Source organism: Streptomyces sp. AV19, assembly GCF_015999245.1.
In the GTDB taxonomy this organism is placed as follows: domain Bacteria; phylum Actinomycetota; class Actinomycetes; order Streptomycetales; family Streptomycetaceae; genus Streptomyces.
The window spans coordinates 86,302-99,181 of sequence record NZ_JAEAMR010000003.1 but is presented as its reverse complement, the minus strand read 5'-3'; the positions used below and the strand labels follow the sequence as shown (position 1 = coordinate 99,181).

At 63.2% G+C, this 12,880-nt stretch carries 10 protein-coding genes; 7 read left to right on the top strand and 3 right to left on the bottom strand.

Annotated features, from left to right (window positions below; all coding sequences use genetic code 11):
• The first annotated feature begins 55 nt into the window (after window positions 1–55).
• From I5Q34_RS00455 to I5Q34_RS00425, 7 genes are all read left to right on the top strand, one after another.
• Window positions 56–526 carry a hypothetical protein gene (locus I5Q34_RS00455; RefSeq protein ID WP_199890048.1) on the top strand — a complete coding sequence of 157 codons (471 nt, stop codon included), beginning with the start codon at window positions 56–58 and terminating at the stop codon, window positions 524–526.
• 537 nt (window positions 527–1,063) lie between these two features.
• Window positions 1,064–2,374: a DNA cytosine methyltransferase gene (locus I5Q34_RS00450; RefSeq protein WP_199890047.1), complete on the top strand. Its 1,311-nt coding sequence runs from the start codon at window positions 1,064–1,066 to the stop codon at window positions 2,372–2,374.
• Window positions 2,371–3,153 carry a very short patch repair endonuclease gene (locus tag I5Q34_RS00445; RefSeq protein WP_199890046.1) on the top strand — a complete coding sequence of 261 codons (783 nt, stop codon included), beginning with the start codon at window positions 2,371–2,373 and terminating at the stop codon, window positions 3,151–3,153. The genes I5Q34_RS00450 and I5Q34_RS00445 overlap by 4 nt, the downstream gene beginning before the upstream one ends.
• 217 nt (window positions 3,154–3,370) lie before the next feature.
• Entirely contained in the window at window positions 3,371–5,710 is a 2,340-nt protein-coding gene (locus I5Q34_RS00440; RefSeq protein WP_199890045.1) for an ATP-binding protein, read from the top strand.
• Window positions 5,711–5,721: 11 nt separating this feature from the next.
• On the top strand, window positions 5,722–7,383 hold the full coding sequence (locus tag I5Q34_RS00435; protein WP_199890044.1) for a DEAD/DEAH box helicase: 1,662 nt from the start codon (window positions 5,722–5,724) through the stop codon (window positions 7,381–7,383).
• Window positions 7,384–7,391: 8 nt separating this feature from the next.
• Window positions 7,392–8,018 carry a hypothetical protein gene (locus tag I5Q34_RS00430; protein WP_199890043.1) on the top strand — a complete coding sequence of 209 codons (627 nt, stop codon included), beginning with the start codon at window positions 7,392–7,394 and terminating at the stop codon, window positions 8,016–8,018.
• Window positions 8,019–8,178: 160 nt separating this feature from the next.
• The gene (locus I5Q34_RS00425; RefSeq protein ID WP_199890042.1) at window positions 8,179–9,612 is read left to right on the top strand and encodes a PIN domain-containing protein; all 1,434 of its coding nucleotides are present in this window, start codon (window positions 8,179–8,181) and stop codon (window positions 9,610–9,612) included.
• Window positions 9,613–9,706: 94 nt separating this feature from the next.
• On the opposite strand, the gene I5Q34_RS00420 is transcribed toward I5Q34_RS00425, so the two are convergent.
• The 3 genes from I5Q34_RS00420 to I5Q34_RS00410 all read right to left on the bottom strand — a co-directional run bounded on the left by I5Q34_RS00420 (window position 9,707) and on the right by I5Q34_RS00410 (window position 12,653).
• Entirely contained in the window at window positions 9,707–10,165 is a 459-nt protein-coding gene (locus I5Q34_RS00420; protein WP_199890041.1) for a PPC domain-containing DNA-binding protein, read from the bottom strand.
• Between the two features lie 28 nt (window positions 10,166–10,193).
• Complete coding sequence (locus I5Q34_RS00415) at window positions 10,194–11,180, bottom strand: asparaginase (RefSeq protein WP_307811625.1); 987 nt, start codon at window positions 11,178–11,180, stop codon at window positions 10,194–10,196.
• 72 nt (window positions 11,181–11,252) lie between these two features.
• Window positions 11,253–12,653 carry a helix-turn-helix domain-containing protein gene (locus I5Q34_RS00410; RefSeq protein WP_277965275.1) on the bottom strand — a complete coding sequence of 467 codons (1,401 nt, stop codon included), beginning with the start codon at window positions 12,651–12,653 and terminating at the stop codon, window positions 11,253–11,255.
• Window positions 12,654–12,880: the final 227 nt, after the last annotated feature.

The window sequence follows — 12,880 nt, the reverse complement described above, 5'->3', positions numbered from 1 at the left end:
CGTGTCCGATTCGTCGGCTGCGTACTTTCTTTGAAGTGCCGAAAGGGGGCCCGGGATGGGTCGTCGTCAGCAGGCCGCGCAGGCTGCCATCGCCCAGATCGACAAGGCCACGCAGGCGGTCGCACGGGTGCGTGACCTCCTGCCCCCGCCGAAGGCCGAGTCCGTCCTGTTCCTGCGCGCACCGTCTGCGCGGGACCAACAGCTCGTCTTGGTGGCACGGCGCCGCCGGCACGAGGAGGCGTGCCACCGGTGGCAGGAGTCCGGCATGCGGGGGCAGCCACCGATGCCCGAACCTCCGCCCACGCCTCCACCGGCCGCTGCGCCGGAAGGCCCGACCTACAACACGCGGCAGCGCCGAGCCCAATGGGAGATGGAGCGCCGCGCCGCCGCCTGGCGCAAACAGTGCAGGGAGCGGGCCGCCGCATTCGAGGAGCAGCGCGCTGCCGAGCGGGAGGCCGCCGACCGGCCACGGTCCCCGTACGCGGAGCGCGCAACCGTCACCGTCTACCCGGCGGACCGCTGGTGACCGCCACCGAAGTTCGCCCAGCACCGGCTTGAAGGTCCCAGGGCCCGTCGTAGTTGATCAGTCGGCCGCAGGTCTGGAGATTGGCGGCGCCGGCGCCGAGCAAGGCGGCTGGAGGCGAGTACGACAGGGAGGCTGCCCAGGGGTTCGTCCCGAACAGGTATGGGATCGGTTCACCGTGCCAGTCCCAGAGTCGACTTTGATCTTAGCGGGGAGTGTCGAGGGCGAGCTTTTCGTGCATCCCTTCCTGCCACTGGCTTAACACCGAGGCGGGACGGGGGTGAGTGCGGTCCGCGCCTTCTGGCCCGCGGGGTGCCCCGACGGCGCGCTGGACATGATGCCGCCTTGGGTGGGGTGCCGCAGCACCAGGACAACGGGATCATCGCGCTCTGCGGCGGCGCCTCGCCTCAGCTGCCGTACGGGATCGAAGTGCAGGTCAAGGCGTACGCCACCTGAACCATCCCGAGTCACCCATAGATCAAAGGAACCTTCTCCCCCATCAAGGCTTGATGATCGCGATTTCCGCGGTATGCTTTCACAATGTCTGAGCTGCGGGAAGAGTCAAAAAGTCGTACCGGTGTTGAGCTGTTCGCTGGCGCGGGCGGCTTGGCGATGGCCGTCCACAGCGCGGGCTTCCGGCCACTGCTGTTCAACGAATTCGCGAAGCGTGCCTGCCAGACCTTGCAGGCCAACGGCGCGAAGCCGCGGGGCGACAGCGAAGCGATCCCCGAACCGGGGGAGCCCTGGCCCCTCGTGGAGGGCGACGTACAGGACCTCGACATGCGCTACCTGCACGGCAAGGTCGACGTGCTCGCCGGCGGCCCACCATGTCAGCCGTTCAGCCTCGGCGGCGTCGCGAAGGGGGACGAGGACAAGCGGAACATGTTCCCGCAGATGTTCAAGGCGATGCGCCAGATCCAGCCCAAGGCCGTTATCTGCGAGAACGTCAAGGGGCTCACGCGCCCCTCATTCAAGCCGTACCTGGACTACATCCTGCGTGAGATGGAGATGCCGTTCGAGTTGCGTGACCCGGACGCCACCTGGCAGGAGCACGACGCCTACCTGCGGGTAGCGCGGGAGAAGCCCGCTTCTGATCCATCCACACGCTACGAAGTCGTGATGACGAGGGTCAACGCGGCGGACTACGGCGTCCCCCAGATCAGGCACCGCATAATCATCGTCGCCTTCCGCGCCGACCTCGGGGTCGATATCGAGCGGTTCAAGAACGACGTGTTGCCCACGCATCACGAGCACGCACTGATCAACTCCATGATCGACAACTCTTACTGGGGGCGCCACCCCACAGTCCCCAGCGATGTACGCGATCAAGTCATGGCGGGGCTTCCCAAGGAGAAGCTGGAAGTAGACCCGAAGTTCCAGCCATGGCGGACATTCCGCGACGCGATCGCCGGCATCGATGAGAACGAAGGCAAATCCCTTCCGAAGATCCCGTGGGACAGGCTGGACCGCAAAGAGTACCGAGCGGGGGGAGTTACCGACCACATCGGTTGGCCCGGTGCCCGCATCTACAAGGGCCATACCCCCAACGCGCTGGATCGTCCGGCGAAGACCGTCAAGGCGGGAGTGCACGGTGTGCCGGGTGGCGAGTCCGTGATGTTGACCGACGAGCGGTATCGCGATCCCCAATCCCCCACGGGCTGGACGTACAAGCACCGCTACATGACCGTGCGGGAAACCGCCCGCGTCATGACCTTTCCCGACAGCTGGAAGCTGGAAGGCCCTCGAGGAGAGAAGATGCGGCAGCTCGGTAACGCGGTCCCGGTCAAGCTGGGAGCCGTGTTCGCCAACGCCGTAGCGGCGGCTCTCGACAGGGCGGAAGGAGGTTCATGAGCGGCACGGCGAAGTCGCCCCAGAACCCCTGGAACGACAAAACGCCTCCCGACCGAGCGTGGAAAGGAAGGCCGGGAAGGACACGCGCGGCCCAATCCGCTGAGCAAGACCGGGCGGCCGGCGGCAGCCATCAGCGTCTGGTCGATCTCGGAGATGGACGGTTCGCGCATGCCTCTGTCTCATTGAGGCTCTACGCCAAGACCCGGCGGATCCGGGCCACGTTGCGCTGGGGCGACGGGAGCAAGTCCCCAGAGGTCTACTTGGGCGAGGTCGAACACGCTACCCGCGCGGCCAATCTGGCCGCGGCCTGGGAGCGCGCTCGAGCCATGGGGCTGCTAGCGGAGGAAACCCTGCCCAAGGGATCGAAGGCGTCGTCCCCGGCCGTACGCGCGTCCATGCGAGGCAATAGAGGCAGGGACACCAAGCCGGAGATGCTGTTGCGGTCGTTGCTGCATAGGGAGGGTCTGCGCTACCGCGTGAACGCACGCCCGATCAAGGGGCTTCGCCGCAGTGGGGATGTCGTCTTCCCCAAACAAAAGGTGGTGGTCTTCGTCGATGGCTGCTTCTGGCACGTCTGTCCCGAACATCATCGGCCAGCCACCAGGAACACCGAGTTCTGGAACGAGAAGTTCCAGAACAACCAGCGGCGGGACATCGAGACCACGCGGCTCCTCGAAGAAGCGGGCTGGACCGTCATCCGCGCTTGGGAACACGAGGCCCCCGGAGACGTGGCTCAGCGCGTCATCGCCACCGTACGGGGTACCGCCCACCGGACCTGAGGAGTAGTCGGACATAAGGGGTGATCCCGTCATCGAGTGCAGAGACCATGATCTTCGTGCCCCGTGCGCCCGTGCCACCTACTAGGGTTGCCCCAGGGGGGGCGAAGGATCAGCACGCACGCCCGGCCAGGGCCAGCCATGTCCGCCGTGCCGCTGGCGGGTCAGATCTGGAATCCGCCCGTTGGGAGCAGGTTCGAGACACGGACGAAGGTTGGCCATGACCCAGGACCGGTACATCAATGTCACGCCGCACCCCCGCATCCTCGGGGTGCTCGGCGACATCGAGTTCTCGCACTGGCAGTGCCTGGCCGAGCTGATCGACAATTCCTTCGACGAGTTCCAGGCCGCGGGTGACACAGGCGAGCGACCTTCTGTCTCCATCTCCCTGCCGCCGGCCAACTCGCAGCGCGCGACCGCCGAGATTACGGTGCGGGACAATGGGCGCGGCATGAGCTTGGACGCCGTGACCAACGCCATCAGCGCGGGCTGGACGAGTAACAGTCGACACGGATCGCTCGGCCTGTTCGGCATGGGCTTCAACATCAGCACGGCGCGCCTTGGCCGACGCACCACCGTACGCACCAGCAGGGCTGGCGACCCTCATTGGATCGAGGTGACCCTGGACCTGGTGAAGATCGCGGACTCAGCCCAATACCAAGCGCCCTACCGCTCGGTGCCCAAGAGCAGCCCGGACGAGCACGGCACCACGATCACGATTAGCGACCTCAAACAGGAGCAATACGCGACTCTCTGCCGCCCGCAGACACAAAACGTGATCAGGGAAAAGCTTGGAGAGGTTTACAGCTACCTACTCCATGCGAAAGGGTTCCTGCTCACGCTGAACGGCAAGAAGGTGAAGCCTCGCCTTCCTTGCGTGTGGGACGAGAAACGCACGGTCACCCGCCAAGGCGTCGATATCCACGCCGTCCAACACATCGAACACCACCTGAGCGCCAAGAAGGCGTGCATGGTATGCGGCTATTGGAGTTCGGCCGACGCGGAATTTTGTGAGGAATGCGGTCAAGACCGTCTAGAACTCCGGGAACGCAAGATCTGGGGATGGATCGGTATTCAGCGATACCTCCACCGCACTGACTACGGCGTCGACTTCCTTCGCAACGGGCGAAAGATCCTACTCAAGGACAAGAGAGTCTTCTACTGGCAGGACGAGGACAGCCTCGCCGAACCGGAACTTGAGTATCCAATCGATTCGAAGACTCCCATGGGCCGCATCGTGGGCGAGATCCACTGTGACCACGTCGCCCCCAACTATCAGAAGACGGCCTTCGAGTTCGAGACCGCCGAATGGCGCCAAGTGTTGCGTGAGATCCGCGGGGTCAGCCCTCTGCGCCCGAAGATCGCCAAGCGGCTGGGTCTTCCGGAAAACCGTAGTCCGCTCGCTTTGCTCTACGCGGGATTCCGCCGCCAAGACGCTGGATTGAACTATCTAATTCCAGGGGACGGCCGTAACGCGCTCCATGACAAAGCCCTCGTATGGGCTGAGTTGATGAGGAAGGGCGATCGCGACTATCAGGACGACGAAGTCTGGTACCGCGCCGCCTACCAGCATGACCACCCTGTAACGGCGGAAGCGACACCTGAGAGCGACGAAATCCTACCGGGCTTCGATTCCGATCTCCTCAACCACCAGGACGCTTCGGAGTCAGCGAGCCCACAGAGTGCCGCCTCCGCCGCCCCGGGTGAAGCGAGTGAAGAAGAAGCCGCTCCCGTCGAGACGATGGACCAACGGCTCCAGCGCTACCGCGGGAACGCCGAGGCTCTCGTGGACTTGGCTGGCGACTACTACCTCGAGGAACTCGGCCGCATCGAGCTCGCGGCATGGGCGGTCCGGGGCCACGCACTCGTCACGAACGATGGTCGCGCCGCCCCCGTTGTCGTGTCGATGATCCGTGCGCCGCGCCTGGAGGTCTTCCTCGACACCGGACACCATCTCTTCAGAGAGAACGGAGCCGACCTCCGCGACTTGGCCCTGGTCGAGGTGGCGGAGTACATGCGTGTGCGGGCGAACAGCCTCTCAATGCCTCTCACGGAAATCATCGCCCAGCTCAAATCGCAGACTGGAAGCCCTCGACTGACCCCCGCCGCGATGGCAGAGGAATCAGAACGCTTGTTGGACCAAGTACGTGGGTCCATGGTGTCGCCCGTATCCGAGAACCCCGCTATTCATTGGCTACTGCTTACACAAGACGAACGAGCCATGGCTGAGCGCAAGTTCGCGGTCCAGTCCGGAGGGGAGTTCTCTTGGAACGACGCGCTCACCAACGGAGAATTTATCCGCTACACACCGGCCAGCGCCCTGATTCGGATCATCCAGGAATCCCCTCAGGCTTTCCTCGATGGCAGTGTCTTCAAGCGTGGATACGTGGCCCTGAGTGACCCTGAAGCGAAAGCACTCGTCGTCGAGCGTCTACTCAACCCCTTGAGCGATCTCGCGCTGCTCGAGCAGCACCGCCCACGACTCGATGTGGAAGAACTGGCCAGGATTCGCATCAGCTGCCGTCTGATCTCCCGCGATCTCATTACTGACAACACGTAGATAGGTGCCAAGTGTCAGGGTTCCTTACTGCCGCCTCTCTGCTAGACGTCGGGCCACTACAATTCCCCCGTCGGATCGAACGACTTCTTTGGCATCTGGGCTTCACGGATGTTTCCAACATCGATGGCTCCGGCGACCAGGGGGGCGATATTCTGGCCCGGCTCAAGGGCGAGACTTGGGTGCTCCAATGCAAGTGGAAACGAAATGGCGCGGTCGGTAGCGAGGCTGTAGACGAAATCGCCCGGGCTCGTGACCACTACCGCGCGCACCACGCCGTAGTGGTCACCAACACCCGCTTCAGTCCAGAGGCCCGCCGGCGATCGAACGACCTCGCCCGCCTCGGCCCCAAGATCATGCTCTGGGCAGGCACTGATCTCTCCACCAGCTTCGATCGCCTGCCTGACCACTTCGGAAAGGTCACCCTGCGGCCTTACCAGACCGGGGCCCTGGAAGCCATCAACACCGATCTCGACGCGACCGGTCGCGCCCTGCTCATCCTCGCCACCGGCCTGGGCAAGACCGTCGTCGGCGGTGAGGTGATCGCCGAGCATCTGCGCCGAACCGCAGAAGGAAAGGTTCTCGTAGTCGCTCACGCGAAAGACCTCGTCCAACAGTTGGAAAGGGCACTCTGGCGGCACCTGCCCAAGGGTGTACCCACACGCCTCCTCACAGGAGACAGCCGACCCAACGAACTCTCCGGGCTCACTTGTGCGACCGTTAGTTCAGCTTTGGGAGCCGCACGCTTCGGCTACCGCCCAGATTTCGTCTTGATCGACGAGGCCCACCACATCGGTGAAGACGGTCAGTACGACGAGTTGCTCAGCATCCTGCGCGAGTCTCGCCACCTTGGTGTTACAGCGACCCCATGGCGCGGCGACAAACATGACATCACTCATCAACTTGGTCAGCCCAGCTTCACTCTTGGCATCGAAGAAGGCATGCGGCGCGGCTACCTCGCGCAGGTCGACTACCGCTTGTTCGTCGACGACGTCGACTGGGATACCGTGCGTGAGGCCAGCGATCACGACTACGGCCTCGCTGAGCTCAACGCCAAACTCTTCCTCCCCCAGCGAGACGAGGCTGTTCGTGACGAACTCGCGGCAGCTTGGGCAAAGACAGAAGAGCCTCGCGCCATCGTCTTCTGCCGCACCATCGAACACACCGAGCGCCTCGCCGATCTGCTGCGCCGTTCTCCGTTGTGGTCCGGTGCCGCCGCCATCCATGCCGGCCTGTCGAAGCGGGAACGTCAGAACCGTCTTCTGGCGTTCCGCTCAGGTGAAGTCCCCATCCTCACATCGGTCGACATCCTCAACGAGGGCGTAGACGTTCCCGACGTCAACATCCTCTGCTTCGCCCGAGTCACGCACTCTCGCCGTATTTTCGTGCAGCAACTCGGCCGTGGCCTCCGACTGCGCGAGGGGAAGGAGCGCGTCACCGTGCTGGACTTCGTCAGTGACCTCCGCCGCATCGCGGCCGCTCTCAATCTCAAGCGATCCCTGGACGGCGATGGCGAAATCGAGACACTGCCGAAGGTCAACCCATCTAAGATCATCTTCAGCGATCAGCGGGTGGCCGCGCTCATGGACGAGTGGATCAAGGACGCGGCCAGCCTCGAGACAGCGTACGACGAACATCGCTTGCAGTTCCCCGCCGCCCTCGCATCCCAGGAGTGACGCCTCAAATGCCGCCCATGCAGCTCCCCGCAGCCGTTCGCGAGCGCCTTGTGTACGAGATCTACAGGCAAGCCAACAACCTGGACTGGGAGTTCCTGAGCAACGGCGAGAAGACCGCTCAGTATCGTAGCTGGATCGAGGATCCCAAAGTGGGTGGCGTCCTTCTCGCATACGGCCCCGAGAAAGACGCACGAGTCTGGATTAAAGACGTGCCCATGAAGGAATACGCACGCGCCCAGGAAGGGATCGGTCTTTACACCCGCTATGCCGTAAACCGGTTCCGTGGAGCGGGTGAAATCGTCCAAGCCGCATTCGGAGACGGCTGGACGGTAAAGCCTGACTCCATAGGAGAAAAACCTAACCACTGTTACGCCACCAATGGTGAATCTACTCGCTACGTATGCTGGGGACGCCCCGGAACTTTCCGTGATCTCGTTTGGGCGGCCATCAATGAGGCCATCAGTTCAACGGAGCGTCCGGCCATAGTAATCGCCACCCGAGATGGCGAGAACATCTCTACCGCTGACCGCAAACGCCAAGTCGATATCACAAAGCACTGCTCTGTCAGCATTACACATCTTCACCGCACCATGATCCCGAACCCCGAATACACAGAACCTGCCATGGGCGCCTAATCACTATTGCCCGTTCTGCGGAGATGTATCGGGAGGGGAACATCACATGACGTCAGCAGGTGGCGGCACTTCAGTGGGTGGCGGATATGGGCTATTTGACGGCTTCGAAGGGTATCGAACGCCCTCGCCGGATGATTACCGTCGCGTACTGAGGCGCGGCATGGTCGTCTTCGACGCCAACGTCTTGCTTAATCTGTACCGATACACCGAAGAAACACGGGACGGGCTACTCGCCATCATGGAGGCCCTGGGCGAGCGGTTCTGGGTACCTCATCAGGCATTGGTGGAGTTCTGGCGGAACCGCGAGTCCACGCTCAACACTCCGAGGGACAGTGCGAGAGAAGCCGAAGCACTGTTGATGAAGGCGGAGCGAACCGCAAAAGACGCCATCTCAGTCTGGGCCAAGAGTTCAGCCCTTCCGGACGAACGTCGCGACGAGATCATAGGGCACTTCAGATCGGTATTCGAAAAAGTCTGCAAGGTGGTCCAAGAGCAGGCGGAGAACGATACGATCCCGCACGCCCGAGACACCAATCAAGACGCACTTCTTTCCAGGCTTTCTACCGTGCTCGCAGGTAGGGTCGGCCCTCCGATGTCCGAGAGTGATCACACAGTCGCGTTGAAGGAGGCTAAACGTAGAGCTCAAGCCAAGGAGCCCCCTGGATATCGGGACCAAGAGAAGGATGGGGATCTTGGGGCGGGCGACTACTTGGTATGGGAACAGCTACTGATCGAAGCGTCGCGAAGGCAGTGCGACGTACTCTTCGTGACCAACGACCTCAAGGAGGATTGGTGGCGAAAGATAAGAGGCGAACAGCGCGGACCGAGGCTTGAGCTCCAGACTGAGTTCCGATCTCGCACACGTCGACAGCTATTCATGCTGCAGCATACGGGCCTGTTGGCGCAGGCCAACCCGTCAGACATGTCAATCGGTCCGGAATCTGTTGAAGAAGTCGAAAAAATCGATCGCATGGGGGCTTCGCACCTTCCTCCAGAAACGCGCGAGACGCTGCTGCTTGAGCTGTATCGACAAGCTCACGAACTGGATTGGGATTTTCTGGGCAACTCGGAGAAGGCGAATCAGTATCGCCAGTGGGTCGAAGATCCTGAGGTGGGTGGCACTCTCCTATCCTTCATGACAGAGGCAAAGGCGCGTGTCTGGATCAAAGACGTAGCGATGAAGGAGTATGCCCGGGCCCAGGAGGGGTTCGGACAGTATTCCCCGTACACAGTCATGCGATTCCGGGGGCCTGACGAAATCGTCAAATCAGTCTGCGGTCCAGAGTGGAGTGTCAAACCCGACTCCACCGGCGAGAAGCCCATGCATTGTTACGCCACGAACGGCGCCGCAACACGCTATATCTGCTGGGGCCACCCACGCACGTTCCGCGATCTCATGGGGGCTGCCCTGAACAAAACTATCGATTCAAAAGAGCGGCCAGCGATAGTCGTCACGACCCGTGATGGCGATACCGGTGTGACTACTGACGAGCAGCACAAGCAAACCCAGCTCGCCGAGCGTTCCGGAATCGAAATCAATTATCTCCACCGGAGCATGATTCCAAATCCCGAATACGCCAGGGAAGGCTCATAATGAACAGCCGGGATATCGACTGGTGCGTCGTCAACAAATGGACCGGGCTCCCCGCCGGGAGCCATAGGCACGCTATTCGATGCGCCTATCGTCTTCAGTCGAAGGTAAGCAGCGGCACATCATATAGGCGGGGGTTGCGCGGCCTGGTCATGTTCGGTGACACGACCTCGACCACCAACAACTCGCTGAGGAACTGGACTTTGGCGCTCAGGAGGTGGCTCGTGCGGCCGTCGGCAGACTGTGCCTTGAGGCCGGCGGACACGTGGATGTGCGGCAGGATGGCGCCACTCTCCGGATCGTGCGCGAGCGTGCCAGCGCCGAACGCCTCGACGTTGGTGACGTAGGTCTTGGACCAGACCGGGGCGTCCGGGTTCTCGAGCTTTTCGCAGGCCCCTACGATCTCGGCCTCCGCGAAGGCACCGATGAATGAGGGGATGTATCCCTGGCGTACTCCGTGCTCGCGGCAGAAAGTGGAGAGGGCGTCGAAGAAGTCTTCGCCGTGATCGAAGGTGACGCCGAAGGTTCGGCCGATGGTCAGTTCGTGGGCGCGCACGCGCCTTCCCTTCTGGGATCTGTTGAGGTCAGTTGGCGAACGTCGTGAAGGTCGCTGCGATTGCGTCGCGCCCTGTTCCGTGGGCGATCAGTTGGTGGAGAAGAAGCCTGGCCTGATAAGGGCTGAGGGATCCGGCCGGGATGAGGCCGCGCTTGATGAGGTCCGTTTCCGACCCCGCGAAGCCGTACGTATGGGTCAGTACCGGACCGCTGCCGATCCGTGAAGCCAGGACTACGGGAATGCGCGTGGCCAGTTGCTCCAGCGCGTCCACGAGCTGCTGCGGTACATGTCCCACCCCGAAAGCGGCGACGACCAGGCCGTCGCAGGCGTCGTCCCATCGCCCGAGCAGGGCTCCGTCGTCCCCCAGGCTGACGGTATAGAGGCCGACCCTGGCGCCTTGTGCCAGGGGCTTCATGGGAGCGGGCCGATCAGGCAGCCTGCCGACGAGGTGGACGCGGTCTTCAGCGATGCGGCCGAGCGGGCCGGCGCTCGGTGACGTGAATGCGGCTGGGCTGGTGGTGTGGGACTTGCGGACGTGCCGTGCTGCGTGGATCTCATCGCCCATGACGACGAGACAGCCGGATTCTCGCAGCCTCGGGTCGGCCGCGGCGACCACGGCGGCGTACAGGTTTCCAGGGCCGTCCGGTCCTGCCATGGTCGGGTTGCGCATCGCGCCCGTGACAATGACGGGGGCCGCGTGAGCATGGCAGAGATCAAGGAAGAAAGCGGTCTCCTCAATCGTGTCGGTCCCCTGCGTGACCACGACGCCGTCAACCTCGCCCTCGTCGAGCATCGCGTTGATCGCCTCGCTGAGCATGGCGAGGTTCTCGAAGGTGAGCGACGCTCCCGGTACCCGGCAGAAATCGTGCACCCGCAGGTTGATGCCGAGCGCGTCAAGGCCGGGAACAGTGGCGAGGAGGTCGTGGGCAGACAGGGCTGGGACCACCCCACCGGTGTCTGGGTCGGTCGTCATCGCAATCGTTCCCCCGAGGGAGTAGATCGCGACTGTTCTCACTGCCCCTGCCACCTCGTCAGCCCCCTGCCCATCATCCGAGTGGTCACGCGTCGGGAGATCGTTCCGTGCAGGCTACCGAGTCCCGGCCCTGGTGACACGGCCAGTTGACCGGAATTCGGCCGCGACGAAGGAGCAGGCGACGTCGAGAGCGGCGAGACTGAGGTGGCGGCTTCGCGGTCTTGCTAGCCGTCGCGTTCCTCCAGCCGCAAGCTGTCGGCATCGGCGGGCGAGCCACTCGTGGTCGAGGTTGAGGTACTCGGCCGTCGCCACGAGACGTTCACCCGGGCTTCCTCCCACGGTGACCGAGTGCGCCTGTGCATGCCGCGTGATGTCCGTGAACGTGCGCAGCGTGTGCCGCCCCGACGTCAGCATCGTTTGCGCGACGGCTTCCGCTCGCACCCACGTAGCGATCGCGGCCTTGCGGCCGGGCACCAACACGAACCCGTCCGTCCGCTGTAGATCAGCTTCATCGACGAGCCATGTCGTGACTCCGTGGGCCTCCATCAGAGCCAGAGCGAGGAAGAGCAAGACCCTCTCGTACGAGGGCGAGGTGTCGACCGCCCAACGGGGAACGCAGAAGGCGCGGCCTACACCACTGTGCGCTCGAGCGGGGGCCGTCTCCCGGAGGTACCTGTGCTTGTGCCTGAAGAACAACCAGGTGGCTGCTTCTTCTCCCCGCTGCTCGCGTGTCCAGAAGAGGGGGTCGTCAGCAAGCTCGTCACGTTGATCAAGAATGAACTGGGCGCATGCCTGCGACCCGAGGAACATCTGTGCCCCACCGGTCAGACCGCTCACCTTTGCCAAGCTCTCACCGTTGCGCAGCAGGTCTTGTGGGGACAGCGCCAGGCACTCGTGGAGGTCCGCGTCGTCTCCGAGCAGCGATGCGTCGAATCCGGTGACCGCCCAGAGCACTCCATAGGTGAGGTCGTCGAGTTCGTAGGCCGCGGGGATAGCGAGTACGCGGCCTTGAGGCACTGTTTCACGGGCGTCCGCTACGAAGTGCCGTTCGTGGCCATCAACGACGTGGGTGGCGGCGATCAAGGCCCGGAGCGGCATTCGGGCCCACTCTTCGATGCCGCGGTTGAGCGCCACGGTGACCGTGTCGCCGCTGAGCGTAGAAGCCGACTCCGTCAGCACCGGCAGAACCGACGGAGGCAGACGTTGCCCTGCGGGCAGGAGAAGCTGTCCCGGCCCGACTGGAAGACTGGGATGTCCGTCGATCGGCCGTGCCACCTCGATGGAGTCGTGTCCGCGGGGGAGCAACCCAATGAGTTGGGGTGGCACTCCCAGGGCCTCGCCCCACTGCTTCACCTGGCGACGGTCGCGGATCTTCTTCCGCCCGCGTTCCAGACGGCTCACCTCGGCCTGGTCGATGTTGACCAGCCGGGCGACGGCCGCTTGCGATAACCCGGTGTGCTGGCGGAGCAGCCGTACAACGGCACCGAAGTCCCAGGCTTCAGCGGCCTTCCGCACCGTCGGATTGGTCCAGAACGCCGGGTCAAGCCTTGCGATTGGTTCTCGCTGACAAGGCAAGCACCGCGTAAGGGAGTTGGAGCGACTCAGCGGCGTACCGCACTGTACACACCGGCGACGGTCAGTGGTCACCATGGACCGCATTCTTGTGCTCACCAGAGCGATCCGAGCGCAGGTTGGCGCGATCGCTCATAAATGCTCATCACCGGCCAGGGCGCGGAGTGCCA

What these genes read in the sequence shown, in the direction of transcription:
- I5Q34_RS00455 (WP_199890048.1), top strand. Translation starts at nt 56, where the DNA reads ATGGGTCGTCGTCAGCAGGCCGCGCAGGCTGCCATCGCCCAGATCGAC.
- I5Q34_RS00450 (WP_199890047.1), top strand. Translation starts at nt 1,064, where the DNA reads ATGTCTGAGCTGCGGGAAGAGTCAAAAAGTCGTACCGGTGTTGAGCTG.
- I5Q34_RS00445 (WP_199890046.1), top strand. Translation starts at nt 2,371, where the DNA reads ATGAGCGGCACGGCGAAGTCGCCCCAGAACCCCTGGAACGACAAAACG.
- I5Q34_RS00440 (WP_199890045.1), top strand. Translation starts at nt 3,371, where the DNA reads ATGACCCAGGACCGGTACATCAATGTCACGCCGCACCCCCGCATCCTC.
- I5Q34_RS00430 (WP_199890043.1), top strand. Translation starts at nt 7,392, where the DNA reads ATGCCGCCCATGCAGCTCCCCGCAGCCGTTCGCGAGCGCCTTGTGTAC.
- I5Q34_RS00425 (WP_199890042.1), top strand. Translation starts at nt 8,179, where the DNA reads ATGGTCGTCTTCGACGCCAACGTCTTGCTTAATCTGTACCGATACACC.